The organism is Lampropedia hyalina DSM 16112 (assembly GCF_900129055.1).
Lineage (GTDB): Bacteria > Pseudomonadota > Gammaproteobacteria > Burkholderiales > Burkholderiaceae_C > Lampropedia > Lampropedia hyalina.
Genome location: NZ_FQUZ01000025.1, coordinates 23,086 through 48,774 on the forward strand (window position 1 = coordinate 23,086; position 25,689 = coordinate 48,774).

General features: G+C 61.4%; 24 protein-coding genes. 7 read left to right on the top strand and 17 right to left on the bottom strand.

Annotation, left to right across the window (positions count from 1 at the left end):
• Positions 1-4: 4 nt before the first annotated feature.
• Positions 5-319: an NIPSNAP family protein gene (locus BUE21_RS10440; RefSeq protein ID WP_073356613.1), complete on the bottom strand. Its 315-nt coding sequence runs from the start codon at positions 317-319 to the stop codon at positions 5-7.
• Between the two features lie 280 nt (positions 320-599).
• Here BUE21_RS10440 and BUE21_RS10445 point away from each other — a divergent pair, with 280 nt between their 5' ends.
• Positions 600-1,697, top strand: a complete 1,098-nt coding sequence (locus BUE21_RS10445) for an AI-2E family transporter (RefSeq protein ID WP_084523179.1) — start codon at positions 600-602, stop codon at positions 1,695-1,697.
• Between the two features lie 69 nt (positions 1,698-1,766).
• On the opposite strand, the gene BUE21_RS10450 is transcribed toward BUE21_RS10445, so the two are convergent.
• A complete protein-coding gene (locus BUE21_RS10450) occupies positions 1,767-2,228 on the bottom strand; it encodes an RcnB family protein (protein WP_073356615.1) in 462 nt (153 codons plus the stop codon).
• Positions 2,229-2,504: 276 nt separating this feature from the next.
• On the opposite strand from BUE21_RS10450, the gene BUE21_RS10455 reads away from it, so the two are divergent.
• Complete coding sequence (locus BUE21_RS10455; RefSeq protein ID WP_073356616.1) at positions 2,505-2,819, top strand: hypothetical protein; 315 nt, start codon at positions 2,505-2,507, stop codon at positions 2,817-2,819.
• Positions 2,820-2,904: 85 nt separating this feature from the next.
• On the opposite strand, the gene BUE21_RS10460 is transcribed toward BUE21_RS10455, so the two are convergent.
• From BUE21_RS10460 to BUE21_RS10475, 4 genes are all read right to left on the bottom strand, one after another.
• Entirely contained in the window at positions 2,905-4,809 is a 1,905-nt protein-coding gene (locus BUE21_RS10460; RefSeq protein ID WP_073356617.1) for a bifunctional metallophosphatase/5'-nucleotidase, read from the bottom strand.
• 72 nt (positions 4,810-4,881) lie between these two features.
• Positions 4,882-5,490 (bottom strand): 16S rRNA (guanine(966)-N(2))-methyltransferase RsmD, encoded by a 609-nt coding sequence (gene rsmD / locus BUE21_RS10465; protein ID WP_073356618.1) that lies wholly within the window; start codon positions 5,488-5,490, stop codon positions 4,882-4,884.
• Positions 5,491-5,594: 104 nt separating this feature from the next.
• A complete protein-coding gene (locus BUE21_RS10470; protein WP_073356619.1) occupies positions 5,595-5,963 on the bottom strand; it encodes a TraR/DksA family transcriptional regulator in 369 nt (122 codons plus the stop codon).
• 102 nt (positions 5,964-6,065) lie between these two features.
• Positions 6,066-6,551: a hypothetical protein gene (locus BUE21_RS10475; protein WP_073356620.1), complete on the bottom strand. Its 486-nt coding sequence runs from the start codon at positions 6,549-6,551 to the stop codon at positions 6,066-6,068.
• A gap of 169 nt (positions 6,552-6,720) precedes the next feature.
• Here BUE21_RS10475 and BUE21_RS10480 point away from each other — a divergent pair, with 169 nt between their 5' ends.
• Positions 6,721-7,254: an FKBP-type peptidyl-prolyl cis-trans isomerase gene (locus BUE21_RS10480; protein WP_073356637.1), complete on the top strand. Its 534-nt coding sequence runs from the start codon at positions 6,721-6,723 to the stop codon at positions 7,252-7,254.
• A 67-nt stretch (positions 7,255-7,321) separates the two neighbouring features.
• On the opposite strand, the gene BUE21_RS10485 is transcribed toward BUE21_RS10480, so the two are convergent.
• The 7 genes from BUE21_RS10485 to hrpA all read right to left on the bottom strand — a co-directional run bounded on the left by BUE21_RS10485 (position 7,322) and on the right by hrpA (position 17,875).
• Positions 7,322-8,020: an ABC transporter ATP-binding protein gene (locus BUE21_RS10485; RefSeq protein ID WP_073356621.1), complete on the bottom strand. Its 699-nt coding sequence runs from the start codon at positions 8,018-8,020 to the stop codon at positions 7,322-7,324.
• A gap of 20 nt (positions 8,021-8,040) precedes the next feature.
• A complete protein-coding gene (livG, locus tag BUE21_RS10490) occupies positions 8,041-8,823 on the bottom strand; it encodes a high-affinity branched-chain amino acid ABC transporter ATP-binding protein LivG (protein WP_073356622.1) in 783 nt (260 codons plus the stop codon).
• Complete coding sequence (locus BUE21_RS10495) at positions 8,820-10,082, bottom strand: high-affinity branched-chain amino acid ABC transporter permease LivM (protein WP_073356623.1); 1,263 nt, start codon at positions 10,080-10,082, stop codon at positions 8,820-8,822. Before BUE21_RS10495 ends, livG begins: the two co-directional genes overlap by 4 nt.
• On the bottom strand, positions 10,082-11,002 hold the full coding sequence (livH, locus tag BUE21_RS10500; protein ID WP_073356624.1) for a high-affinity branched-chain amino acid ABC transporter permease LivH: 921 nt from the start codon (positions 11,000-11,002) through the stop codon (positions 10,082-10,084). Before livH ends, BUE21_RS10495 begins: the two co-directional genes overlap by 1 nt.
• Positions 11,003-11,176: 174 nt before the next feature.
• Positions 11,177-12,289: a high-affinity branched-chain amino acid ABC transporter substrate-binding protein gene (locus BUE21_RS10505; RefSeq protein WP_073356625.1), complete on the bottom strand. Its 1,113-nt coding sequence runs from the start codon at positions 12,287-12,289 to the stop codon at positions 11,177-11,179.
• A gap of 131 nt (positions 12,290-12,420) precedes the next feature.
• The gene (locus BUE21_RS10510; RefSeq protein WP_073356626.1) at positions 12,421-13,542 is read right to left on the bottom strand and encodes a branched-chain amino acid ABC transporter substrate-binding protein; all 1,122 of its coding nucleotides are present in this window, start codon (positions 13,540-13,542) and stop codon (positions 12,421-12,423) included.
• A 139-nt stretch (positions 13,543-13,681) separates the two neighbouring features.
• Positions 13,682-17,875, bottom strand: a complete 4,194-nt coding sequence (gene hrpA, locus BUE21_RS10515) for an ATP-dependent RNA helicase HrpA (RefSeq protein WP_084523176.1) — start codon at positions 17,873-17,875, stop codon at positions 13,682-13,684.
• Between the two features lie 80 nt (positions 17,876-17,955).
• Between hrpA and orn the strand changes: the two genes are divergently transcribed.
• Positions 17,956-18,552, top strand: coding sequence for an oligoribonuclease (gene orn / locus BUE21_RS10520; RefSeq protein WP_073356627.1), 597 nt, complete (start codon positions 17,956-17,958; stop codon positions 18,550-18,552).
• A 180-nt stretch (positions 18,553-18,732) separates the two neighbouring features.
• Here the strand turns inward: orn and BUE21_RS10525 are convergent, their stop codons facing one another.
• The gene (locus BUE21_RS10525) at positions 18,733-19,860 is read right to left on the bottom strand and encodes a cytochrome-c peroxidase (RefSeq protein WP_234971123.1); all 1,128 of its coding nucleotides are present in this window, start codon (positions 19,858-19,860) and stop codon (positions 18,733-18,735) included.
• Between the two features lie 131 nt (positions 19,861-19,991).
• Here BUE21_RS10525 and BUE21_RS10530 point away from each other — a divergent pair, with 131 nt between their 5' ends.
• From BUE21_RS10530 to proC, 3 genes are all read left to right on the top strand, one after another.
• Positions 19,992-22,595: a TonB-dependent receptor plug domain-containing protein gene (locus BUE21_RS10530; protein ID WP_073356628.1), complete on the top strand. Its 2,604-nt coding sequence runs from the start codon at positions 19,992-19,994 to the stop codon at positions 22,593-22,595.
• Between the two features lie 108 nt (positions 22,596-22,703).
• The gene (locus BUE21_RS14830; protein WP_200796727.1) at positions 22,704-22,877 is read left to right on the top strand and encodes a hypothetical protein; all 174 of its coding nucleotides are present in this window, start codon (positions 22,704-22,706) and stop codon (positions 22,875-22,877) included.
• Between the two features lie 101 nt (positions 22,878-22,978).
• Positions 22,979-23,815 carry a pyrroline-5-carboxylate reductase gene (gene proC / locus BUE21_RS10535; RefSeq protein WP_073356629.1) on the top strand — a complete coding sequence of 279 codons (837 nt, stop codon included), beginning with the start codon at positions 22,979-22,981 and terminating at the stop codon, positions 23,813-23,815.
• Between the two features lie 35 nt (positions 23,816-23,850).
• Here proC and BUE21_RS10540 read toward each other — a convergent pair whose 3' ends face one another.
• From BUE21_RS10540 to BUE21_RS10550, 3 genes are all read right to left on the bottom strand, one after another.
• Positions 23,851-24,639 carry a phosphate/phosphite/phosphonate ABC transporter substrate-binding protein gene (locus BUE21_RS10540; protein WP_073356630.1) on the bottom strand — a complete coding sequence of 263 codons (789 nt, stop codon included), beginning with the start codon at positions 24,637-24,639 and terminating at the stop codon, positions 23,851-23,853.
• On the bottom strand, positions 24,636-25,175 hold the full coding sequence (locus BUE21_RS10545; protein ID WP_073356631.1) for a PAS domain-containing protein: 540 nt from the start codon (positions 25,173-25,175) through the stop codon (positions 24,636-24,638). Before BUE21_RS10545 ends, BUE21_RS10540 begins: the two co-directional genes overlap by 4 nt.
• A gap of 209 nt (positions 25,176-25,384) precedes the next feature.
• Positions 25,385-25,689: integrase core domain-containing protein (locus BUE21_RS10550; RefSeq protein WP_234971124.1), on the bottom strand; the 305-nt coding region annotated here is incomplete at its 5' end.

The following is a 25,689-nucleotide window of genomic DNA, read 5'->3' on the forward strand; positions in this document are numbered from 1 at the left end:
GTATTCATTGCATCGGTGAAAATGCCGTGGGGCGCAGAATGCGGCTGCGCATGCTCTGCACAAAGCCCGAGGTCTTGCGGCGAAAGGTCTGCCACTGTGGGTCAGCCTCCAGCGCGGCGCGACGGCGTTCGCGCTCGCCCAGATTCTCGTAACGCCACACATGCACCACCTCGTTCACCACACCCGTATCGGTGGTGAACCAGCCCACCAGATGCCCCAGATGCGACACCTGCAAGGCCATGCCTTCCTCGGCATAGATGTCCAGGTATTCGCGCACATGTGCCGGGTGAATGGCGTAAGTCCGCTCATCGAGAATCATGCTGTTGCCCTTTCCGGGTCTGCCGCACACCCATGCGGCAGACAAAAAACAGGCAGTATAAATTTCCCTCCTCCATGCCCAGACAGCCTTGCGCCATAACCGCATCCAGCACACAGCCATCGCATCGGCTGCGGCCGGGCGCAATGGCCCTGTGCTTGCCACTGGGCAGCGTGACTTTCGCCACCGGATGGCCTACATTTCATGGTCAGGCATGAGCGTGTTTTCCAGCCTCCTGCGTGCCCTGTCCATTGTTTTTCCGCATCATTTCGCATGGATTGCCATGAACTCACAAGAAACCCTGCAAAGCCGTGCCTTCATTGCTGCCCTGATCGCCGTGACGATTGGCTTCTTCATTCTGCTGGAGCCTTTTTATTCGGCCATTTTCTGGGCGGCCACGCTGGCCGTGCTGTTCTGGCCGATTCACCAGAAGATTCTGAGGCGCATGCCCGGCAGAACCAATCTGGCTTCGGTGACGACGCTGCTGGTCTGTACCCTGATTGTCATCATTCCGCTGGTGCTGGTGGGCATTTCGCTGGTGCAGGAGGTGCTGTCGTTCTACGGCCGCATGACCAGCGGCGGCAACTCATTCGACCAGTATCTGCAACAGATCAGCGATGCCACGCCGGAATGGGTGTGGCAATGGCTCAACCGCTTCGGCCTTGACGGGCTGGACGAGGTGCAGCAAAAGATGGCAGAAGTGGCCACACAGGCCCTGTCGGTGGTGTACACGCGTGCGGTGAACATCGGCCAGAACACCATGCAGTTTGCCATTTCGTTCTTCCTGATGATGTACCTGCTGTTCTTCTGCTTCCGGGACGGCGCGCACATCATGGGGCATATGCGCCGCGCCATTCCCATGCAAAAGGATCACCTGGGCAATCTGGCCAACAAGTTCACCTCGGTGGTCAAGGCCACCATCAAGGGCAACATCACGGTGGCAGCCGTGCAGGGGTCGCTGGGCGGCCTGATGTTCCTGGCACTGGGCATTCAGGGGCCCATGATGTGGGGGGTGGTGATGGCCTTTCTGTCCCTTCTGCCTGCCGTGGGAGCCGGTCTGGTCTGGGGGCCTGTGGCGATTTACCTGCTGGCGACAGGCTCCATCGTCAAGGGCATCATCATGATTGTGGTGGGCGTGGGGGTGATTGGCCTGGTGGACAATATCCTGCGCCCCATTCTGGTGGGCAAGGAAACCAAGATGCCAGACTACCTGGTGCTGCTGTCCACGCTGGGCGGTCTGTCATTGTTCGGCCTGACGGGCTTTGTGGCAGGGCCGGTCATTGCCGCGCTGTTCATTGCCATCTGGGCATTGTTCATCAATCGCAAGGAAGATCGGGAGCCTGTGGCCAGCCCAGCCAAACCCCCTTCGCAGGGGCATTGACCCCCTGCCTTGCACACTTTCTTGCCATGCAACCGCTCCAACAAGGGGCGGTTTTTTGATGGCAGGCGATCAGTGTCCCAGCACCACGCTGGCAATGATGCCGGTGGCAATGGCGATCAGCACATAGTCGGCTCCCACCTGTACCCACTGCTGCCCCCGTCCGGGGGGCGGGAGCTTGTGCCCGCGCCAGTCATCCACCACATACTGTGGACGGCGGTGGTTCTGGGACAGGCGGTCGCCCGAATGCAGATTGCGCTGCGGGCCTGCACCCCGTCTCGTCTCAGCCTTCTTCTCTACAGGTCGGGTGGCTTTTCTGGCAGGCTCTGCCTTTTTGGGCTGCTGGTTGTCCGCCTTGCGCCTGTCCTGCTGTGGCTCCTGCTTCTTGTGCTGCGGCTTGGCAGCCTGCTGCTGGGTCTGCGGTTGCTTTCTGTGCGATTCCCGCTCATCACCGGGCTGTGCCAGGCCCCATGTGGGCACGGCCACCAGCGCACTGGCCAAGGCGGTGGCCATCCATTTCCTGCGGTCGATCATCGTCGGACTCCTTTTGGTTCACTGGAAGCAGGCCCATGCCTGTCCATGCTTTCGGCGTTTCCATTGTGGTCGCCGAATGTGATGGCTGGGCATCGCTTCGGTAAAGCCTGGTAAAGCCACTGACCGCCAGCACGCTGGTGGACGTGGCCCCTCTGTCAAGGCCGGGTATCGCGTGTGAACCGGGCGTAAAACTCCGGTAAAAGCCCCCGATGAAGCCTCTTGCCAGAGAGAGTCGCCATCAATAATGGAATCTCCCGCATTTTTCAAGGAGTCTGTATGACACGCATTTTTTCTGTGGCGAGTGCCACCATCGGCGTGCTGTGCATGGGGCTGGCATCCATCGCCTCGGCACAGCAACCACCAGAGCCCAGACCCGATGGCCGTCGAGGCCCGCCGCCACAGGCATTCATCGAGGCGTGCAGTGGCAAGTCGGAAGGGGGTACCGTATCTCTGACCTTGCCGGGGCGCGACGGTGCCACACGCGAAGTCTCCGCAAAATGCCAGTTGCACGAGGGAGTGCTGTCGGCACGGCCCGAACGCCCCGCCGGCACCGATGGCCAGCGTCCCCCGCCGCCACCGGCTGGAACCTGAAAACCTGAAACCACGCGCTTTCCATCAAGAAAGGCCGCACAGGGCGTTCCTGTGCGGCCTTTTCAGTCAGAACCAGGCTCCGGTATCAGTTGGCACTGACTGCCTGGAAGGACTTGGTGCTGTACCACTGGGCATCGAGCTTGCCGATCACCGGCAGGCCGGTGGCCGCATCCTTGGGCATGGTGTTGATGTAGTTGAAGAACACTTCCACGTCCAGCACGCCAACATCCAGTACCCGGTCATCGGGCAGATCGCGCAGGGTGTTGTAGCCATCGCCACCGCTGGCGTTGTAGCTGAGCACGGCCAGCGTATAGCGGCGGTTCGCATCCAGTGGCTCCCATGCCCCACTGCTGGGGTTATGCACCTCGAAGCCGCTGGCACGGCTGCCCTTGGGCTGGCTGGCATTCACATTGAAGCGCAGTCCGCCGGTGTAAGGGTAAGGGCCGGTGGAGCCACCTGTGCGGAATACCGCATCCAGCCCGTCCTCGATCATGCCTTGCACTTCCGCACCGGTCAGCTCCTGCTTGTAGAGCATGTTGCCAAACGGCAGGATTTTCATCAGCGTGGCCGCCGATACGATTCCAGGAACCAGTGGCTCACGCGCGCCGCCGCCGCTTTGCAGCGAAATGTCGGCACCGCCATAATCACGGCGCGTCACTTCCAGATAGGCTTGCGCCACCAGTTGCTGGATGTCGCCACCGCGTGCGCTGACTTCACCCAGTGCATTGCAACTGACGCTGGAGCGCGAGTAGTCGGCCGAGCCAACGCCACCCGGAACACGGCGACTGCAAATCTCGGTTTCCACCACCGCCACCTGTGTTTCCTCGAACACCTTCACTTTTTCAGAAAACGGTTTCAGCGTGGCTGCGGCCTGGGCATGCTGGCCGGTCACACGCAAAAAGCCGCTGCTGGCCACATCGGCCAGAATCGCTTCGCGCTGTGCGGCTGTGGCAGCGGCATTGCCCACGCGGAAATCGTCGCCAATCAGCACATGGGGGGTTCCCTCGCAGGAAGTCACCTTGCCATCGCCATCGAACTGCACCTTCAGCTCACCCACCACCTGGCTGTATTCCCATGCCTGCACCAGACACACGGGATTGCCATCCTTGTCCAACAGGCGTGTGGGGTAGACTCCGGCAGGAGAACCCACGTTGTACTGGCTCAGGGTATCCGGCCCCAGCAGCGAATGGGAATCGCCGCCCACCACCACGTCCACGCCACTGACCTTGGCAATCACCTGCTGGTCGTAGCCGTAGCCAATGTGGCTTTGCACGATGATCTTGTTCACGCCCTGCTCGTGCAGTGCGTCAATCTCGCGCTGCACCGCTGCCGCCTCGTCTGTGAACAGCGTATCCTGATCGGGACTGGAAGAAATCTTGGTTTTATCGGCAATCGTCAGGCCGATCAATCCGATGGACTGGCCGCCACGCTGCACCACCACCGAACGCTTGACCGCACCCGGTGCACGCGAGGAATGCAGGGCCGAATTCGCCCCGAAATTCACGTTCGCGCTCAGCACCTGGGTATTGCAATTGCCCTGTTGCAGCAAGTCCAGAAACCCTTTCAGGCCACTGTCACCCTTGTCGAATTCATGGTTGCCCAATGTGAAGGCATCGAAGCAGACGGTGTTCATCAGCGCGGCATCGGCTTCGCCTTCAGCCCCGGCACGGTTGAAATACAGGGTGCCGGTAATGGCATCGCCTGCATGGAGCTTGAGCACGTTTTCAGACTGCGCCCCCAACTCCTGCATGGCCTGTGCCACGCGGGCAAAACCGGCAGCACTCACCGATACGGCTTCCCGGCTGCCCGTGCCGGCATCCAGCCGCAGACTGCTCTGCTTTTCGGCCAGATTGGAATGGTGATCGTTGATGTGCAGAATGGTCAGCTCCAGAGGGGAGCCGTCATTGTCACTGCCGCCACAGGCCGACAGGGCACAGGCCGCTGCCACCAGGGTCGTGCCCCATAAAGTTCGCAAAGATCGTTGCTGCATCGTGGAAATCTCCTGCTGGAAAAGCAGGCATTCTTTCCACCCCGCATGACAGGGGCATGACGCGGACTGGCTTCAGCCTTTGCGCAACAAATGGGCGTGTACGGCCCCGGCTTTCAGGTAGCGGTGCAAACGCCAGCCCTGTTCGGCCAGCCCTGCCGCATCCGTCCAGGCACGCGCCGATTCCAGGTACACAAAGCCATCATCGGCCAGTGCCTGCCGCGCCAATGGCAGGGCCTGCGCATCCAGATCACTGGCAAAGGGAGGGTCAAGCAGAATCAAGTCCCAACCCTTGGCCTGCCGGGACGGGGGCTGCACCAGCACCTGCAAGCCATCTCCCCGGTGCAGCAGCACATGGGCCGCGCCCAACTGCCGCACCGACTGCTCCAGTTGGGCGAACACCTGCGGGTCTTTCTCGTTCATGGTGACCTGGGTGGCATGGCGGGAGGCCGCCTCGAAACCCAGCGCGCCCGTACCGGCAAAGGCATCCAGGCAATGCCAACCGGTCAAATCCTGCCCCAACCAGTTGAACAGGGTCTCGCGCACGCGGTCGGGAGTCGGGCGCAAACCCTCCTTGTGCAGCACCGGCAAACGCCGCCGCCGCCACTGCCCCCCAATGATGCGCACTTCGGCAGGCAGGCTGCGACGGGGAGAAGAAAACGAGGCAGAACGTGGACGATTCATGGCAAGGAACGTATGAAATACCAAAAACAATGGCCCTGGCAACGCAATTGCCAAGGCCATCGAAAATCTACCATATCTGCTCGACCGGTACGGCAATGCGCCATTCAATGGTGGGCCGCTGCCTCCACCTTTTCCTTGCAGGCAATGCAGCGCATGGATTCTGGCCGGGCCTGAAGCCGCCGGATGTCAATCTCCCGGCCGCAATCGATGCACTCGCCATAGCTGCCATCGGCAATGCGCTGCAAGGCCGCCACGACATCGGCCAGTTCCGTCTCGTCGCGCTGAACCTCCGCACGGCGCACATCCAGGTTTTCCTGCTTGCGGGCCGCATCCTTGGTGTCCATGACATCGCCCAGCCCGCTTCCTGCCTCCATGCCCTCTTCCACGGCATGAATCTCTGCCAACAACTCCTGTTTGCGGGCCAGCAGACGATCACGAAATTCCGCCCAGTCTTTGGGTGTGTGCACGGTCATGGCATTGCTCCTTTGAATCCTGTTGTTCTGTGTTCCGGTACACGGTATGAGACCATTCTATGCCTGAAGCGGCTGCTGCAAGCGACCAATTCTTGACCCCGGTCAGCCAATCTGCACCTGGGCAAAACCAGCGTGATGCAGCAGCTCGCGCACCAGCACAATCGCCACCCACAGCGGCATCTCCAGCGGCACCCCTGCCGATGCGATGGGAGCACCTTCCACCAGCCGGGCCAGCCTTTCAAACACCTGTTCCCACTGCGGGGTGGACACCACATGTGCCAGCGACAAACCGCGCATCTGCTGCAACAAAGGCTGTGCCCATGCGTCCCCCATCACCTGCAAAGGCATGGCATGGCAGGCGCGTGCCAGTGCGATATGCGGCGCAATGGCATCTTCCAGCTCCATGATGGCCTGCTCCATCTGCGCACCGGTGGGTGGCGTATGGCGCAACACCCGTGCCGCCAGAGCTTCCAGCTCAATGCCCAGCGACACGGCAGACAGCGGGGCAGCCTGATCGTCTCCCCCTTCAGCAGGCACGGGGCGCAATTGGCAGTCATCGTGGGTGATCCAAAGTTGCAGAACAGGCATGGCAGTGGCAGGTAAATGTTGAAAACGCATGGATTCCAGTCGGCATCGACGGCCCGCACGGCTGGCCCCGAAGCACCACCACAATGTATCACCGTCACCCACCGTTTCCCCCCATGCCGTCCGATGCGTACAGGCCGGTGCCGCAGTGGAATCTGCGACAATGCGGGCCATGCAAATCATGAATCACACCGTAGTGGCCCTGACCTGGACGCTCAAGGACAGTCTGGGCGAATTGCTGGACGAACTCACCGAGCCGGTGGAGTTTCTGGTGGGAGGGGAAGACCTCCTGCCACGCATCGAACAGGCATTGATGGGCAAGCGCGAAGGCGAAAGCGTGGAGTTGTACCTGGAGCCGGAAGACGGCTTTGGCGATTACGATGCCGACCTGGTGTTCCTGGAGCCACGCAGCCTGTTTCCCGAGGAACTGGAAGAAGGCATGGTCTTCGAGGGCAATGGCCTGCCGCAGGGCGCATCTTCCGATATTCCACCGCACACACTGCTGACGGTCACGGAACTGTACCCGGAGCATGTGGTGCTGGATGCCAATCACCCACTCGCAGGCATTGCGCTGAAAATCGCCCTGCGCATTCACCGCATCCGCCCCAGCACGCAGGCCGAGCAGCATCAGGCCAGCGCAGGCACGGGTTTCTTCAAGATCGCCCCCTCATTGCCCGAGGGACAGGAGCCTCCGCTGCTGCATTGATTGCGCCTGCAATGGGCAGAGACCGGCAGGACGGGAGCCTTTTCAGCCCACCGCGTTCTGCCAAAGTTCACGCGCCCAGATAGGCCTTGCGAATATCCGGGTTGCCCAGCAGGCTCTTGCCGCTGTCTTCCAGCACGACGCGGCCTGTTTCCAGCACATAGCCCCGGTCGGCGATTTGCAGGGCCTTGTTGGCATTCTGCTCCACCAGAAACACCGTCACGCCTTCGGCGCGGATGGTCTGGATGATCTCGAATATCTGCGCAATGATGAGCGGGGCCAGCCCCAGAGTGGGTTCGTCCAGCAGCAGGCGGGGCTTGCTCATGAGTGCGCGGCCAATCGCCAGCATCTGCTGCTCGCCACCGGACATGGTGCCGGCGCGCTGGTTCGCACGTTCGCGCAGGCGCGGGAACAGTCCAAAGACATGTTCGATGCCTTCCTCGATTGCGCTGCTGCCCAGGAAGAAACCACCCATCTTGAGGTTTTCCGTCACGGTCAGATCGGGGAAGACACGCCGCCCTTCAGGCGAGATGGCAATGCCGTCGCGCATGATTCTGTGGGTGTCCAGCCGCGTGATGTCCTTGCCCTCGAACAGCACCTTGCCGGTGGTGGCGCGGGGGCTGCCGCAGATGGTCATCAGCATGGTGGTCTTGCCCGCGCCGTTGCTGCCGATCAGGGTGACGATTTCGCCCTGATTGACGTGAATGCTGACATCGTTCAAGGCACGGATGGCCCCGTAATGGGTCTGGATGTTCTGCAATTGCAGCATGGGAGTAGCGGTCGTATTCATCATTCTTCTCCCAGATAGGCCTTGATGACGCGTTCGTCATTGCGCACCACATCGGGGGTGCCGGTGATGATGGGCTTGCCGTGCTCCATGACGAGAATGCGCTCCGAGACATTCATGACCAGCCCCATGTCGTGCTCGATCAGCAGCACGGCCACCTTGAAGTCGCGCCGCAGCAACTGGATGAGGTTTTGCAGCTCCACTTTTTCCTGCGGGTTCAGGCCCGCTGCCGGTTCGTCCAGCATCAGCAGGCGTGGCTGGGTAATCATGCAGCGGGCGATTTCCAGCCGCCGCTGGTGGCCATAGGCCAGATTTCCCGCCTCTCGGTTGGCGTACTGGCGAATGCCCATGAAGTCCAGCCAGCTCAGCGCGCGGTCCAGCGCGTCCTGCTCGGAACGGCGGTAGGACGGCAGTTTCAGCAGCCCCTTGAGGAGGCCGTTCTCCACCTGGGTGTGCTGGGCCACCAGCAGGTTTTCCAGCACCGTCAGTTGCTTGAACAGGCGCACGTTCTGGAAGGTGCGCACCAGCCCGTGGCGTGCCACCTTGTGGCTGGGCAGGCCGGCAATATTCTTGCCTGCCATGAAGACCTGGCCACCGCTGGGCTTGTAGAAGCCGCCGACGCAGTTGAACACTGTCGTCTTGCCCGCCCCGTTGGGGCCGATGATGGCGAAAATTTCGGTACTGCCCACCTCGAAGCTGACCTGGTCCACGGCCAGCAGGCCGCCGAAGCGCATGGTCAGGTCCTTGACCTGGAGCAGCGCATTGGAATGAAGTGCCTCGCTCATCGTGCCACCTCCACATGCGGACGCTTCGCGGGCAGCAGCCCTTCGGGTCGCCACATCATCATCAGCACCATCACGAGTCCGAACAGCAGCATGCGGTATTCGGCGAACTCCCGCGCCACTTCCGGCAGCACGGTCAGGATGATGGCCGCCAGAATCACGCCCAGTTGCGAGCCCATGCCGCCCAGCACGACCACGGCCAGAATCAGCGCGGATTCGATGAAGGTGAAGGATTCGGGGTTCACCAGCCCCTGGCGGGCGGCAAAGAAGGCTCCGCCAAAACCGGCGAACATGGCCCCCAGCGTGAAGGCCGAGAGTTTGATGCGCGTGGGGTTCAGCCCCAGCGAACGGCAGGCGATTTCATCCTCGCGCAGAGCCTCCCAGGCGCGGCCCACGGGCATGCGGATCAGGCGGTTGGAGACGAACAGCGTCACCAGTGCCAGCGCGAGTGCCATCAGGTACAGGTAGATCACCATGTGCTGGTTGCTGAAGCCCCAGCCCATCATCTGGTGGAAGGTCTGCGTGCCTTCCTCGCTGGCGCGGCGGGTCATTTCGTAGCCCATGACGGTGGGCTTGGGAATGCCGGAGATGCCATCGGGGCCGCCCGTCCATTGCGTCAGGTTGATGAGCAGCAGGCGGATGATTTCACCAAACCCCAGCGTGACGATGGCGAGGTAGTCGCCGCGCAGCCGCAGCACCGGAAAACCCAGTATCCAGCCAAACAGCGCGGCCATCGCGCCCGAAAGCGGCAAAGCCTGCCAGAAGCTCCAGCCGCCCCAGTGGTACAGCAGCGCGTAGGTGTAGGCTCCCACGGCATAAAAGCCCACAAAGCCCAGATCGAGCAGCCCGGCAAAGCCCACCACAATGTTCAGGCCCAGCCCCAGCATGATGTAGATCATCACCAGCGTGGCAATGTCCACCTGACTGCGGCTGCCGATGCCCAGCCCCGGCGCGACGATACCCAGGAACGGCCAGGCAATCGCCACGGCAATCAGCAGGCCACCCAGCCACAGATGCTTGCGGGTGCTCGGCCCGGCGGCCACCGTGGGCAAGCCGATGCGCAGCCGCCCGAATACCTTGCCCAGTGCAGGCTTGATGAGCTGGAGCACAAAGACCAGGCTGCACCCCAGTGCCACCAGCCCCCATTGCGGCTCCAGTGTGGTCTGCGCACCCTGGCGCACCAGTTGCAGACCGAATACCGGCGTGATGATGATGGCCGTCATCAGCGCGGCGATGAATGCGTTCTTGACCGTGTTCGCCATCAGACCTTCTCCACTTCTGGCTTGCCCAGCAGGCCGGTGGGACGGAACAGCAGAATCAGCACCAGCAGGCCAAAGGCCACGATGTCCTTGTACTGCGAGGAGATGTAGGCGGCGGCAAAAGTCTCTGCCAGCCCCAGCAGCACGCCACCGAGCATGGCCCCCGGAATGCTGCCAATGCCACCCAGCACCGCAGCGGTGAAGGCCTTGATGCCGGCAATGAAGCCAATGAACGGGTTGAGCTTGCCGATGGTGACGGCAATCAGCACCCCGCCCACAGCCGCCAGCATGGCCCCCAGCACGAAGGTGAAGGAAATGACCTTGTTGGTATCGATGCCCAGCAGGCTGGCCATCTTCATGTCCTGCGAACAGGCCCGCGAGGCACGACCCATGCGCGAATTCTTGATGAACAGCGTCAGGGCCACCATCAGCAGCACCGTGACCACGATAATGAGAATGCGCGAGTACGGCAGGGTGATGTCGAACTCACCAATATGGAACTGGAATGCCCCGGAAATCAATGAGGGCACGGCTTGATCGCGTGCCCCCTGTCCCAATGCCACCCAGTTCTGCAGAAAAATCGACATGCCGATGGCCGAAATCAAGGCCACCAGACGCGGGCCACCGCGCACCGGGCGATAGGCCACCCGCTCCACGGCAAAGCCATAGATGCCGGTCACCACCATCGCCACGACCAGCATGGCCGCAATGATGAACGGCAGCGGCACGCCACTTTGCGTGCCAAACGCCGTGAGCGTGACCAGTCCCACATAGGCACCGATCATGTAGATCTCGCCGTGGGCAAAATTAATCATTCCGATGATTCCATAGACCATCGTGTAGCCGATGGCTATCAGCGCGTAAATCGCACCCAGCGACAGACCATTGAAGATCTGCTGGATGATTTGAGGCAGTTCAGACATAAACAATCACTCGCTTTTTTTGCAAACCCGGCACTATAACGGCTGGAAACCCCGGCAGGACAGCAACGAACCGCCTCAACCAGTTGCCATCTCACCCCATGCAGCATGTACTGGCTGAATATGGAACAGGTTCTGACGGCAGCCCACCCCATTCAGCCAGCAGCCCCATCGCTATCAGAGTTGCTTCTTGTTACCTGCGCGATCCCATTGGTAAACCGCAAACTCGAAGTCCTTCAGGTCGCCCTTGGCATCGTATTCCACCTTGCCGATGGAGGTATCGAACGTGGTGGCGTGCAGGTAATCGGCCACCTTGGCCGGGTCATCGCCCACGGCCTCGATGCTGGCGGCAATCACTTCCACTGCGGCATAGGCGGGCATCTGGAATGCGCCATCCGGGTCACGCTTGGCTGCCTGGAATGCCTTGACGATCTCGGCATTTTCGGGGCGTTTGGTGAAGTCGGCCGGCAGTGTCACCAGCAGGCCATCAATGGCTGGCCCGGCAATCGCCACCAAGTCCTGATTGGCCGTGCCTTCCGGCCCCATGAACTGCACGTTCAAGTTCTGCTCACGCGCCTGGCGCAGCAGCAGGCCCAGTTCCGGATGGTAACCGCCGAAATACACCAGATCGGGAGACAGGGTCTTGAGCTTGGTAATCACCGCCGAATAGTCGCTGTCGCCCACGTTGATGCTCTCGAACAGGGCCACATTCACGCCATGCTTTTTCAGCGCGTCACGCACCTGGGTGGCCACACCGGCCCCATAGGTCTGCTTGTCGTGCAGCACTGCCACCGTGCGGGGCTTGAGTGTGTTGGCAATGTAGCCTGCGGCAAAAGGCCCCTGCTGGTCGTCACGGCCAATCGTGCGGAAGAAGAAATGCGGCTTGAGCGTGTCGGTCACCAGCGGCGAAGTGGCTCCAGGGGTGATGGCCACGATGCCTTCTTCCTCATACACCCCCACGGCAGGCACGGTAGTGCCCGAACAGGCGTGGGCCACTGCGAACTTGGCACCGGAATTGACCACCTGGTTGGCCGCTGGCACAGCCTGCTTGGGTTCGCAGCCATCATCAATCAGAATCGGCTCCAGTTTCCGCCCCTTCACACCGCCCTTGGCATTGATGGTTTCGATGGCCGTGAGCGCACCGGCCTGAATCTGGTCACCGTACTGCTTGTTGGGGCCGGTCATCGGCTGCGGAATGCCGATCTTGATGGGGTCGGCAGCAGAGGCCACTCCCGTCAGTGCCACAACCGCCACAGCGACGAGGGAAGGAATAAAACGTTTCACAAACATGGCTTCGATCTCCAGGTGACAAAAATTTCAGAATTCAGGCCCATGCGCAAGACACGGCCCATACTACGGAAAAAGGCAAGCAAATTCCATGCCGCCACCTTTGCAATCCAAGAGTGGCGGCCCTGCCCGGCTTACTTGACTGCCGTCTTGCTGCCGTCCTTGTGCCAGGTATAAACGTCGAAATTGAAGCTGCTCAGATCGCCCTGCTGGGTCCAGGAAATGCTGCCCAGCGGAGTTTCCACACTGTTGCTGCGCAGGAAGTCGGCCACTTTTTGCGGCTCTTCGCTCTTCGCACCTTCAATGCCTGCGGCAATCGCCTGCACGGCGGCATAGGAGGTCAGCTGGAACGCCCCGGCGGCATTGCGTTTCTTGTCGGCAAATGCCTTCACGATGGCCGCGTTTTTCGGGTCAGCCGAGAAGTCGGCAGGCAGGGTCAGCAACATACCTTCCACCGCATCCCCGGCAATCGCGTTGATGTCCGGGTTGCCTGCTCCTTCCGGCCCCATGAACGTGGCCTTCACGCCCTGCTCGGCGGTCTGGCGCAGCAGCAGACCCAGTTCCGGGTGGTAGCCACCGTAGTACACAAAGTCCACGTTTTCGGCCTTGAGCTTGGTCACCACGGCAGAGTAATCGGTATCGCCTGCATTGATGCCCTCGAAGAAAGCGACCGGAATCTTGGCTTTTTCCAGGCCATCGCGCACCGCAGCGGCAATGCCCTGGCCGTAGGACTGCTTGTCGTGCAGAATCGCCACGCGCTTGGGCTTGGCCTTCTCGATGATGAACTTCGCGGCAGCCGGGCCTTGCTGGTCGTCACGGCCAATTGTGCGGAAGATGAACTCATAGTCCTTGCCATCGGTCAGTGCCGGGGCCGTGGCCGAGGGCGTGACCATCAGCACGCCTTCCTCATCGTAAATGGGGGCTGCTGCAATGGTCGCGCCCGAACAAACGCCACCCACCACAAAGCCGATTTTTTCATTGACCACGCGGTTGGCCGCCACCGGCCCCTGCTTGGGTTCGCAGCCATCGTCGATGTTCACCGTCTCCAGCTTCTTGCCCAGCACTCCGCCTGCGGCATTGATCTGTTCCACGGCGGTGTGAATGCCTTCCTTCACCATGTCACCGTACTGCGTCACGGGGCCGGTGGTGGGGCCGACCACCGCAATCTTGATGGTATCGGCATGGGCCGCCGATACCGCCAGCAAACCGGCAGTCGAAAGGGCCACGGCCAGATGCGTCAGGCGAAAAGAAACCATTGTTGAACTCCTTGAAACAGTTGAATAAACAGACACACGGCCCATACGACCCGATGGTGTCAGATACATGAACGCATAAGGATACAGCAGAAAATAATCCGTCCGGGACAGGAGAAATCCCGTCATTCCCTGTGCTTTGTCACCCCACCACCTGTGCCCAGACCTTTTCCAGCCGTTTGACACTGACGGGCTGCGGAGTACGCAACTGCTGGGCGAAGAAGCTCACGCGCAACTCTTCCAGCAGCCAGCGGTAGTCTTGCAAGGTTTCGTCGTGCTGGCCCTTGCGCTGGCCCAGCAGGCGGGTGTAGCGTGCTTCCAGCGGGGCGACTTCGGCCTGGCGGCCCTGGTCGCGGGCAGGGTCTTCGCGGTATTTTTCCAGCCGCACCAGCATGGCTTTGAGGTAGCGCGGGTAGTGCTTCAGGTAGGCCTGCGCGGTGTTCTGCACAAAGTGCTTGCCCATGAGCCGCTCCAGTTGCTGGCGGATGTCGGCCACGGCCGTATCCGCGCCGCGCGTGTCCTTGAGCTTGCGCACCACCAGCGCGTATTCGGCCAGCACCTGCCCGACCAGCCGTGCAACCTCCTGCGCCAGCAGGCTCAGGCGTGGGCGGCCTTCGGCCAGCCGCTGCTGGAACTGTTCGGCACTGGTGGGCAATGGCTCTGGCAGAAAAGCCATTTCCAGTGCCACGGCAATGATCTGGCGGCGCAGTTCCTCCAGTGTGCCCAGTGGCATGTAGGCGACGGCCATTTTCTGCATGTCGGGGATGTTCTTTTCCAGGTACTTGAGCGCGTCGCGGGTTTGCAGCGCGAACAGCCGCACCAGGCCCTTGCGGTGCACGCTGGCGGCGGCCTCGGGTTCGTCAAAGACCTCGATGGTGACGGCATCGCCCTGATCGACCAAAGCCGGAAAGCCAATGAGTTTGCGCGTGCCACGGCCCCACTCCATGATTTCCGGCAGTTCGCCAAAGTCCCACTGCGTGTGGCGTTGCTCGGGCTCGCCCAGCTCGCTGCGTGCATCGGGTTTCGCCGAGGCAACGGCCTGTTTTTCCTTCTGGCGGGCGGTCGCTGTGGTGGGCGGTGGCGGCTCTTCTGCGGCAGGCGGGGAAGAGGCTTGCACACTGGCGGCCAGTTTCAGCCCGGCCAGTGCCTGAAACGCGCCGCGCGCCTGCTGGCTCCATTCGGCCTTGAGCGCGGCCAGGTTTCTGCCCTGCCCCAGTTGGCGGCCATGTTCATCGACCACGCGGAAGTTCATGAACAGGTGCGGGCTGAGCATGTCGGCCTTGAAGTCGGTGGGCTTGATCTCCAGTCCGGTCTTGCCGCGCACCCACTGGCGCAGTTTCTCCGTCAGTTCCCCATGGCCGAAAGTGCCATCGGCCAGCCAGCCTTGTGTGATGGCTTCGGCAGTGTCGGCCAGCGGCAACAGGCGTGAGCGTGGCCGTTGCGGCAGGCTTTTGAGCAGGGCCTGAATCTTGGCCTTGAGCATGCCTGGCACCAGCCATTCGGTGCGCTCTTCCTGCGCCTGATTGAGCGCATACAGCGGAATCGTGACGGTCACGCCGTCGCGCACGTTGCCCGGTTCGTGCAGGTAGCTGGCACTGAGGTCCATGCCGCCGAGTTTGATGGTGGGCGGAAACGCCTGGGTGGTGATGCCAGCGGCCTCGTGCCGCATCAGCTCGTCCTTTTGCAGCTCCAGCAGATGCGGGGTTTGCTCGCGCTCCTGCCGGTACCAACGTTCGAGTTGGCGGCCATTGGCAATGGCTTCGGGAATGTGGCGGTCGTAGAAGGCGTAGATGAGTTCATCATCGACCAGCACATCCTGCCTGCGGGCCTTGTGTTCCAGCTCTTCGACCTTGGCAATGCGCTTGCGGTTGGTGGCAAGAAATGGGAACTTGCGCTCCCACTCGGGGGCGTAGTCGCCCTGCACCAGGGCCTGGCGCAGCATGATGTCGCGTGCCGCTGCCGGATCGACGCGCTCGAAAGGCACGCGCCGCCCGTGGTACACCACCAGCCCGTAGAGGGTGGCGCGTTCCAGTGCGACGGCTTCGCCCGCTTTCTGCTCCCAGTGCGGCTCCAGCAACTGTTTCTTCAGCAAATGCCCGCCGACTTCTTCCAGCCACTGCGGTTCGATGTTGGCGATCATGCGACCGTACAGGCGCGTGGTCTCCACCAATTCGGCGGCCATGACCCAACGCCCCGGCTTCTTGCGCAGACGCGCGCCGGGGTGACGGTGGAACTTGATGCCGCGCGCGCCCAGATAGTGTTCGCTGTCGTCCTGGCGGCAACCGATGTTGCCCAGCAGGCCCGAGAGCAAGGACAGATGCACGGCTTCATAGCTGGCCGGGCGGACGGCCTGGGGCTTCCAGCCCTGCTCGGCCACGGCGGTGGCCAGTTGCTGGTGGATGTCGCGCCATTCGCGCACGCGCCGCACGTTGATGTAGCTGCTGCGCAACAGGCTTTCGTACTGGCGGTTGGACAGGCGTGGCGTGGGCTGCTCTGCACTGCTATCGGCTGGCCTGGCCGGGCTGCCCGTTTCGGCAGGGGCGGCTGCATTGCGCTGCGCCGCCGGCAGTACCGCGTGGTTGCGGTGTTTGCCCTGCGCCTGCCGTGCCTGCTCGATCTGCTGCTGGCGTGCCGATGGCAGGCTGGGCTTGCCACCGCGTGCGTCGTGAATCCACTGCCACAGCTTGAGCAGGCTGCTGAATTCGCTTTTCTCGTCGTCGAAGCGGGCATGGGCCTGATCGGCCTGCGCCTGTTTGTCGATGGGCCGGTCGCGCACATCCTGCACCGACAGGGCCGATGCCACCACCAGCACTTCGGCCAGCGCGCCACGGGTGTGCGCCTCCAGCAACATGCGCGAAACGCGCGGGTCCAGCGGCAGGCGGGCCATGTGTCGGCCCATGTCGGAGAGTTCGCGCTGTTCGTCCATCGCGCCCAGCTCCTGCAAAAGCTGGTAGCCATCGGTGACGGCGCGTGACGAAGGAGCTTCCAGAAACGGGAAGTCCTCCACCGCACCCAGGCCCAGCGATTTCATGCGCAGAATCACGCCCGCCAGCGAACTGCGCAGAATTTCCGGGTCGGTGAAGCGCGCTCGGCTGGCAAAGTCCGGCTCGTCGTAGAGGCGAATGGCAATGCCGTCGGCCACGCGGCCGGAGCGCCCGCTGCGCTGGTTGGCGGCGGCCTGGCTGATGGGTTCGACCAACAACTGCTCGACCTTGCTGCGGTAGCTGTAGCGTTTCACCCGCGCCGTGCCTGCATCCACCACATAGCGCACCCCCGGCACGGTGAGCGAGGTTTCGGCCACGTTGGTGGAGAGCACCACGCGCGGCGTGCCACCGGTCTCGAACACGCGATCCTGCTCGGCTTGGCTGAGCCGCGCAAACAGCGGCAGCACCGTGCTGTGGCGGCGCACCGGGTCGTGCGCCAGATGCTGGTGCAGGTGGTCGGCGGCTTCGCGGATTTCGCGCTCGCCGGGCAGGAACACCAGAATATCGCCCTGCGGCCGCCCTTGCCACAACTCGTCCACGGCATCGGCAATGGCGGTGTTCAGATCGGTGTCCTTGCTTTCCTCGAAGGGCCGCCAGCGGATTTCCACCGGATAGGTGCGCCCCGACACATACAGCACCGGAGCCGCGCCCCGGCGGCTGGCAAAGTGCTGGGCGAAGCGTTCGGCATCGATGGTGGCGGAGGTGACAATCACCTTCAGATCGGGTCGGCGCGGCAGAATCTGCTTGATGTAGCCCAGCAGAAAATCAATGTTCAGACTGCGCTCGTGCGCCTCGTCGATGATGAGGGTGTCATAGGCCTTGAGCAGCGGATCGGTCTGGGTTTCGGCCAGCAGGATGCCATCCGTCATCAGCTTGACGCGGGCATTCGGCCCCAGCCGGTCATGGAAACGCACCTTGTAGCCGACCACCTCGCCCAGCGGGGTGTGCAACTCCTCGGCAATGCGCTTGGCCACGCTGGAGGCGGCAATGCGGCGCGGCTGGGTGTGGCCAATCCACTGGCCCCGTCGGCCCTTGGCATCCTTGTGGCCGCGCCCCAGTCCACGGCCCAGAGCCAGTGCAATCTTGGGCAATTGCGTGGTCTTGCCGGAGCCGGTCTCGCCGCAGACGATGACGACCTGATGGTCGTGCAGGGCGCGCTCAATGTCCTGCCGACGGGCCGACACCGGCAGGTCGGCCGGAAACTCCAGCCGCAACGCCACCGGTGCAGGGGCTACGGCTGGAACATCGGCCAGTGGCAAAGCCGGTGGCAGCGCATCGGCAGCGGGCGGGGCCGCTGGTTTGCGGCGGCGGGGACGGGGGGGATGAGAGGGGCGGGCATCGGAATGGGACATAGGGTGCGTATTATCGCCAAGGCATACAATCCCCGCCTGTTTGGCCATGCCACTGCCGCCGGATGCGACAATCCTGCACCATGAACGACTGCACAGAATCCCCCTCCCCCACAGCGACCCCGGCCACCACCCTGGCCAAGTCGGCCGACAACCTCATCTGGCTGGACTGCGAGATGAGCGGCCTGAATCCCGAAAAGGAACGCCTGCTGGAAATCGCCATCGTCATCACCGGGCCGCAACTGACCCCGCGCGTCGAAGGCCCGGTGCTGGTGATTCACCAGAGCGACGAATTGCTGGGCCGCATGGATGCCTGGAACAAGGGCACGCACGGGCGCAGCGGCCTGATCGACAAGGTCAAGGCTTCCACCCTGACCGAAGAAGAAGCACAGGAGCAGTTGCTGGCCTTCATTCGCCAGTACGTTCCCAAGCATGTCTCGCCCATGTGCGGCAACACCATCGGACAGGATCGCCGCTTTCTGTGCCGCTACATGCCCAAGCTCGAAGGCTGGTTCCACTACCGCAACATCGACGTGAGCACCCTCAAGGAGCTGACGCGCCGCTGGCAGCCCGAGATTGCCAGCGGCTTCAAGAAAGCCCAGAAGCACACGGCCCTGGCCGACGTGCATGAATCCATCGACGAACTCGTGTACTACCGCGAGAAGATCATGAAAATCTGACCTTTTTGAGATTCGCCCTATAGGAGACGCTGATTAATTCGCCTGAGCCTGTGCGCCTTGTATCGGGATGAGATGGAAGGCGACATTTGGCGTCAATAGCGGGGCTATTGACGTCAGATGGCAACGCACCAGATCGCCCGAGACAATGTGCGCGGGCCGGGTTGAATTGATCAGCGTCTCCTACAGCACTTCCAGCCAGGCCACCAGTGCCTTGATTTCCTCATCCGTCAGGTTCAGTTCCTGAATGTGGGGGGATTTGACCGGGGTCAGCGGGTCGTCGGTGGTGTTGCCGCGCTCCATATTGCCCATGCCCGCGTTGTACATGCGCACAATGCCGGACAGATTCGGAAAGATGCCGTTGTGCATCCACGGCCCGGCCTGTGCCACACCGCGCAGGCTGGGCGTGCGGAACGTGCCCAGATCGGCAGGATCGCGGGTGTGCTCGAAGCGTCCCAAATCCTGATTTCGGCGGCCAAAGAAGCTCAGGCCGATGTTGTGGAAACGGTTGTCGGTCAGCAGCGCGCCGTGGTGGCAGTTCATGCAGCGGGCCTTGGTGCGAAACAGGTGCAGGCCCAGCAGCTGGGCATCATCCAGAGCCTGGGTATCGCCCGCAATGGCTGCATCGGCTGCGGTGCTGGCCGGGCGCAACACACGCACGAAGCTGGCAATCGCCGACAGCCATTCATCGTCTGCCATGCCGTCACTCCCAAAAGCCGCTTCGGCCCATTGCTGGTATTGCGGCACGCTGGCAATATAGGCGCGGGCCTTTTCCAGGCTGCTGTTCATCTCCAGCGGGTTCTCGATCGGGCCGCGTGCCTGTTCCTCCAGACTGGCGGCACGCCCATCCCAGAACAGCAGCGGAGCGAATGGCGCGGCAAACAGCGGCTGGCTGCGGCGTTTGCCCATCAGCCGGTCTTCCCCCACGGCCAGAGGCAGGCCATCGGTGAAGGAACGCACCGCCTGATGGCAGGTGGCGCAGGACACCGCCCCCTTGCCGGAGAGGCCAGGGTCATGGAACAGCGCGGTTCCCAGGATCAGCCGCGCCTGCTCTGCGGCAGTGGCCGGTGGTTGGGCCGGGGGAACCGGAGCCAGCTCCTGCCACGGCACGCCATCATCAATCCACGGGCGCGGCCACTGCCCAGGCTTGCCTTGGTACTGCTGGCGTAGACAGTCGATGCGCCAGCCACTGGCATCGGCATCAGCGGTGGCCGCAGTGTCAGCAGATGCCTGCTGGCACTGCACGGCTTCGGCAGGTGCCCCATCGCGGGCCACCGCCCCCAAAGCCATGCCCCACAGCACAGCAGCCACGAGGCCACCATGCCAACGAGGCGAAGAAAAACGCAATCGTGGAAACATCTTCTACTGAATTTTCATGAGAATTGTTATTATAAAATTTCGCCCTTTGGTTTTTGCACCGGCTCTTGACCGCTGAATGGAAAATGATGCACAAAAATATACCGCTGGGCGTAGCCGTCGCGCTTGGAGTCGCTGGCATGGGCACAGGACTGGCACAGACCACCGATGCCGCTGAAACGGTTGCGACCGAAACTGCAACCACGGCCAGCAGTGGCCAGCAACTGGACACCGTGGAAGTCACCGCAAAGGCCGAACGCCCCGATGTCCAGCAGATCAACGCTGCTGACATTCAGAAGATGCCCACCCGCAATGGTGGCATCACCGACTTGCTGCGCAACAACCCGAACGTGCAGTTGTCCGACACCGCCGACAGCGGCCTGACAGCGGGGGAAATCACGCCGGAGCGTATCTCGTTTCACGGCGAGAAGTTCTACAACAACCGCTTCCTGCTCGATGGCCTGTCCAACAACGACATTCTGAACCCCGGCGGCTCGATTTCCGACATCACCAACAGCGTGAACGAGGCCAATCCAGCAGCCACCCGCATTGTGCCCGGCCACCCGGAAGCCTTCCACGTCAATGCCGAATTGCTGGACGAAGTGACCGTGTACGACAGCAACGTGCCCGCCCAATACGGTGGCTTCACCGGTGGCGTGGTCGATGCGAAGCTGAAGAACCCCGACCTCAAGCGTGCCTCGGGCCGGATGGGTCTGCGCACCACCCGCGACAGTTGGACGCGCTTTCTGTTCGACGAAGGCGAAACCATCGGCGATGACAATGCCGACAACCCGAACCAGCCATCGTTCACCAAGAAAATCTACGATATCGCCCTCAACCAGCCCATCAACGAGCGGCTCGGGCTGCGGCTGGCCTATAACCGCACCGAATCCAGCATCCCGGAAGTCCACCCCGGCCTGGGCCATATGCGCTACACCGAGGAACGCCTGGCCGAAACCCTGATGCTCAAGGGGCTGTACCAGCACGATGGCCGCAACCGCTTCACGGCCACGCTGATGGCATCGCCACACAGCGGCTCCTACTGGTACAACAACACCAAGAACGGCGAATACGAAATCGAAGGCGGTGGCTGGCGCGGCAACCTGGAATGGTTCAGCCAGCAGGACTGGGGGCGCGTGACCAGCATGGTGTCCTTTGCCCGCAACACCAACCGCATCGACTACAAGGGCGGTGCAGACATGTGGTCGTGGAACGTGACCGACGATGCCGTGGCCAGCCAGTTCGACTGGTGTTCGCGCCCCATCGGCAATGTCACCAGCATGAAGGACTGCACCTGGGCCTATGAAGGCGGCATTGGCGAGCTGGAAAACCAGTCGGAAATCTGGACACTCAAGCAGGACTATGCACTGAACGCCTTCCAGAGCGGCCAGGCCGAACACCGCATCGCCCTGGGCTGGGAAGTCGAACTGGGCGAGGCTTCAGCCCACCGCCCCGTCACCACCAATGTGTACACAGCCAACCGCACCACCACCAGCACCGATTGCCTGTACTGCCTGCCGGGGGTGATCTATGCACCAACCAATCTGGTATACCCCAGCCACCACACCACGGTGGACAACAACCACTACGCCTTTTACCTGCAAGACCGCATCCGCGTCGGCCGCCTGGAGTTCACCCCCGGCCTGCGTATCGATCACGATGACTTCCTCAGCGACACCACCCTCTCACCGCGCCTGGCATTCAATTTCGATGTGTACGGCAACCGTCAGACCCAGGTGTTTGCTGGCCTGAACCGCTACCACGCGGGCAGCATGCTCGCCTATGCCCTGCGCCGCAACATGCCCAAGACTCTCTCCTATAGCGGTCGTGCGCCCGGTCAGGAATGGAGTGAGCTGACACCACGCATTGCCAACAACAGCACCAACTGGGATGTACTGGAACTCAAGACCCCATACAGCGACGAATTCAACATGGGCCTGGCCCAGAGCTGGGGCAATGCACTGTGGACGCTCAAATGGGTACACCGCCAATCGCGTGACCAGTTCACCATGCGCGAATACAAGGATGCCGAAGGCTATAGCTACTCCTACATGAGCAACGAAGGCCGGGGGCAGGCCAATACCGTCACCATGGGCATCAGCAGCCTGCAAGCGCGGCAGGTGGGCGATGTGGCCATCGGCTACAGCTTCGGGGCGCGTTACAGCAGCAACAAGTCCAGCTTCAACAGCTACGAGGAAAGCATTTACGAAGCCAGCGACCTCTTCAGGTACCTCTACGAAGGCCAGATCTACGACCACAAGGGGCAAATTCCGCCCTTCGACCACAACACGCCCTGGACTTCTTTCCTGGAAATCAGCACCGACGTGCCCAAGTGGCGACTGAACTGGACACACCGCTTCAACTACACGGATCGCTACTCCAGCCATGTGCATACATTCTTCACCAGTTGCCAAAATTCCACCCAGCCCGGTGCCTGTGGTTATTACACTGGCCGCGTCTATGACTTCGTCAAGCGCGACTACAAACGCGCCCTCACGCTGGACTGGCGCATCAACTGGCAAGTGCCGGTGCATGGCAACCAGTATCTCGATTTGACGCTGGACGTGCTCAACGTCTTCAACAGCAAGGTCGGTGGACTGGCAGGCTACTCACAGAATGGCACGAACTCGACGGTCTCTGGCTACAAGACAGGTCGCCAGTTCTGGCTGGGAGCCGCCTACCGCTGGTAAAGCCAGCGCATCCAGACCCCACACACCTGCAATTGAGCAATTGGCCACTGTCAGCAGTGCCTGTATCGCATACAATGGCAGGTTTCTCCATCGATTACAGGAACCACCATGGCACGCAAGATTTTCACCGAAGCCGATCGCAAGTTCACCCCTCCTCCCACACCTCCCAAGGGCTACAGTATTCCCCGTGAAGGCGGTGGCCAGAAGGTCAGCCAGGAGCGCGGCGTTCACACCCGCAGCAAGAAGAACCCAGGCAAGCGTGCACACCAAGGCGGATCCTGATCCGTTTGAGTACGCGCATCTTCCGCGACAGGGCAGTCATGCACCCACCCGTGCATAGGCTGCCTTTTTTGTTCATCTCCTTACGCTGAATCGCCCTCACCATGACTGCCTCCCGCGCCACTCCCGCCAGCTTCCCCACCATTGCCTTCATCGGGGGGGGCAACATGGCAAGTGCCATCATCGGTGGCCTGCGCCAGCACGGCCAGCCTGCCGAACAGATTCTGGTGGTCGAGCCGCAGCAGGCCACGCGAGAGGCCCTGCTGACCCAGCATGGCGTGCAGGCACAGGAAGCAGCCGATGCACGGCTGGCACAGGCAGACGTGGTGGTATGGGCCGTCAAGCCACAGCTGTTTCAGCAAGCCGCAGCCCCGGTGAAGACCTGGACGCTCCAAAGCCTGCACCTGAGCATTGCAGCAGGCATCCCCACCCGCAGCCTCAGCCCATGGCTGGGGTCGCAGCGCATCGTCCGCGCCATGCCCAACACCCCCGCACTGGTAGGCAAAGGCATGACCGGCCTGTTCGCCTTGCCACAGGTCGGCGCAGAAGACCGCGAGCGCATCGCATGGATCGCCAGTGCCATCGGCCAGTCCCTCTGGGTGAACGACGAAGCGCAACTGGATGCCGTCACCGCTCTCTCAGGCTCCGGCCCGGCCTATGTGTTCTATTTCCTGGAAGCCATGCGCGACGCAGGCGTGCAAATGGGACTGGAGCCAGAGCAGGCATATCGCCTCGCGCTGGCCACCTTCGAAGGAGGCTCCGCTCTGGCAGCCCAATCCGATGAAAGCCCGGAAGTACTGCGCCAGCGCGTCACCTCCAAAGGCGGCACCACGTTTGCAGCCACCACCACAATGGATGAACTGGGCGTAAAAACATCCTTCATCCAGGCCATGCAGGCGGCCGAAAAACGTGCACAGGAGCTGGGGCAGGAGTTGGGGTAATGGGCAACCAATGATGGACTCCTGCCCCAACGGTTTCAGGCAGGGACAGGAGCCTTACCAAAAAGCAACCATGCTTCCATCAAGTCGATCATGAACTCGGCATCCGATGGCTCCAGCCCTTCAAACCCGCCCGACAACCCCAGCCCATCCAAGATTCTCTGCACTCCGGGCTTCTGGCCCATTTCCAGCAATGTGGTTTGCAGCAAAGGCAAATGCTCTTCATGGTCTGGATTGAGCAACAGAATGTGAGACACACTCCCCAGTTGGCTTTCAAGCAGCGTTTTCAATTGCCTCTTTGTCATGTGGGTGAATGAATGAAAGGCACTTGCCAGAAAAAATCCTGCATCCACCTCATGGTTGAGCAGCATTCTGGCCACCTGTTGATAACTCGATGACTGAACCCAGTTCACATTTCCCGTGCGCAGGCCCACAGACTCCAGAAACCGCAGGCCCATCAAGCGGTCACCATAAGACGTGGTGGCAATACGGCAACCAGGCTTGAGATGCTCAATGGAATGGACAGGGCTTTGGGCATGGGTGGCAATCACGATTTCATCGTTATGCCGAGAAGGTCTGGCAAAGCCGATAAAGCCCTTGTCCCGGATCAAGCTGCCCGCATCGAACAGATTGACATAAACCATCCCAATCTCTTGTGATTGCAGCATGTCCTGCTGCTCCATGAAGTCATTGGGCAGAAGCAAGTGCAACGGCAACCGGGTATGACGTTGCAATGTGGTGTTGAACAGATGCCATTGCGTCACCTGACCGGGAGAAAAGTCCCGCGCCACCAGAAAATTCCATGGATTGCAGGGTGTTCCGCTCATTGCCTATCTCCTTCCTGACTGCTGACTTCCTCGCTGCTGACTGTCTGAGTTGCCTGCGCAGCAAGGAATCTCTGATACATGGGGATCACTGCCTCGACCCAGAGGCGAGAAGGCTTGCGTTGCACCGAGGTGTAGCCGACCACGACACCCTTGCGGACATTGGGAACCACAGTGGCACGAACCCAATAGCAAGCCCCTGCACTGTGCAGGTTCTTGACATACCCATTCCATTTCAGGCCAGCCTGGCAATCAGCCCACATCCCCCTGAAGACAGCCGCCGGCATGTCGGGGTGGCGCAGAACGCAGTGAGGCTGTCCAATCAGCTCCTGGCGCGAATAGCCACTCATTGCGACAAAAGCATCATTGGCGTGGGTGATGATTCCCTGTGCGTCCGTGCGGGAGACAAGCACCAGATCATCAGGAACGGGGACTTCCGTATTCAACCAACACACCAATCGGCTGCTGCCGTCATGGTAGGTAAGCCGTGTTTGCTGGCATACACTTTCCGGGGCCGGTTTCATATCGGGTAGAGACATGGCTTGCTTGTTCCTGGGTGAGATATCGGTGTGGCATTAGCCTGCATGCGGATCAGGCCAACTCTTTGGAAAGCTGCTGAGCGGCACGCCTGATGTCCAGAAAAAGCAGGCCAAACTTGGCCCTGGTTTTGGCTGTCACGGCAAGAATGGCTTCTTCTCCTGCTGCAACAAGGACGATTTGGCCACCACGGCCCTGAAGTTCCCCCACATTACCGGAGGGTATAGAACACTGGATCGGCCATTTCTGGCGTTGGTTTGGAAACAGATTTCTTGCTGCCTTTCCTCCTTTTTTCAAACTCTACAGGCGACAGGTAACCGATGCCTGAATGCAGCCGGTGCGGGTTGTACCAGCCCTCGATCCAGCTAAAGATGTCGCGCTTGGCTCCTGCCTTTGTTGGCCAACTTCTCCTGTCAATCAACTCACATTCCAGACTCGCAAAAAAGCTCTCAGCCATGGCGTTGTCGTAGGCATCACCCACCGTCCCCATGGAGGGCGTTACCTTCATTTCTTTGC

Bases quoted from the DNA above. Each gene is read 5' to 3' on its own strand.
- BUE21_RS10440 (WP_073356613.1), bottom strand. From the start codon at position 319: ATGATTCTCGATGAGCGGACTTACGCCATTCACCCGGCACATGTGCGC.
- BUE21_RS10445 (WP_084523179.1), top strand. From the start codon at position 600: ATGAACTCACAAGAAACCCTGCAAAGCCGTGCCTTCATTGCTGCCCTG.
- BUE21_RS10450 (WP_073356615.1), bottom strand. From the start codon at position 2,228: ATGATCGACCGCAGGAAATGGATGGCCACCGCCTTGGCCAGTGCGCTG.
- BUE21_RS10455 (WP_073356616.1), top strand. From the start codon at position 2,505: ATGACACGCATTTTTTCTGTGGCGAGTGCCACCATCGGCGTGCTGTGC.
- BUE21_RS10460 (WP_073356617.1), bottom strand. From the start codon at position 4,809: ATGCAGCAACGATCTTTGCGAACTTTATGGGGCACGACCCTGGTGGCA.
- rsmD (WP_073356618.1), bottom strand. From the start codon at position 5,490: ATGAATCGTCCACGTTCTGCCTCGTTTTCTTCTCCCCGTCGCAGCCTG.
- BUE21_RS10470 (WP_073356619.1), bottom strand. From the start codon at position 5,963: ATGACCGTGCACACACCCAAAGACTGGGCGGAATTTCGTGATCGTCTG.
- BUE21_RS10475 (WP_073356620.1), bottom strand. From the start codon at position 6,551: ATGCCTGTTCTGCAACTTTGGATCACCCACGATGACTGCCAATTGCGC.
- BUE21_RS10480 (WP_073356637.1), top strand. From the start codon at position 6,721: ATGCAAATCATGAATCACACCGTAGTGGCCCTGACCTGGACGCTCAAG.
- BUE21_RS10485 (WP_073356621.1), bottom strand. From the start codon at position 8,020: ATGCTGCAATTGCAGAACATCCAGACCCATTACGGGGCCATCCGTGCC.
- livG (WP_073356622.1), bottom strand. From the start codon at position 8,823: ATGAGCGAGGCACTTCATTCCAATGCGCTGCTCCAGGTCAAGGACCTG.
- BUE21_RS10495 (WP_073356623.1), bottom strand. From the start codon at position 10,082: ATGGCGAACACGGTCAAGAACGCATTCATCGCCGCGCTGATGACGGCC.
- livH (WP_073356624.1), bottom strand. From the start codon at position 11,002: ATGTCTGAACTGCCTCAAATCATCCAGCAGATCTTCAATGGTCTGTCG.
- BUE21_RS10505 (WP_073356625.1), bottom strand. From the start codon at position 12,289: ATGTTTGTGAAACGTTTTATTCCTTCCCTCGTCGCTGTGGCGGTTGTG.
- BUE21_RS10510 (WP_073356626.1), bottom strand. From the start codon at position 13,542: ATGGTTTCTTTTCGCCTGACGCATCTGGCCGTGGCCCTTTCGACTGCC.
- hrpA (WP_084523176.1), bottom strand. From the start codon at position 17,875: ATGTCCCATTCCGATGCCCGCCCCTCTCATCCCCCCCGTCCCCGCCGC.
- orn (WP_073356627.1), top strand. From the start codon at position 17,956: ATGAACGACTGCACAGAATCCCCCTCCCCCACAGCGACCCCGGCCACC.
- BUE21_RS10530 (WP_073356628.1), top strand. From the start codon at position 19,992: ATGATGCACAAAAATATACCGCTGGGCGTAGCCGTCGCGCTTGGAGTC.
- BUE21_RS14830 (WP_200796727.1), top strand. From the start codon at position 22,704: ATGGCACGCAAGATTTTCACCGAAGCCGATCGCAAGTTCACCCCTCCT.
- proC (WP_073356629.1), top strand. From the start codon at position 22,979: ATGACTGCCTCCCGCGCCACTCCCGCCAGCTTCCCCACCATTGCCTTC.
- BUE21_RS10540 (WP_073356630.1), bottom strand. From the start codon at position 24,639: ATGAGCGGAACACCCTGCAATCCATGGAATTTTCTGGTGGCGCGGGAC.
- BUE21_RS10545 (WP_073356631.1), bottom strand. From the start codon at position 25,175: ATGTCTCTACCCGATATGAAACCGGCCCCGGAAAGTGTATGCCAGCAA.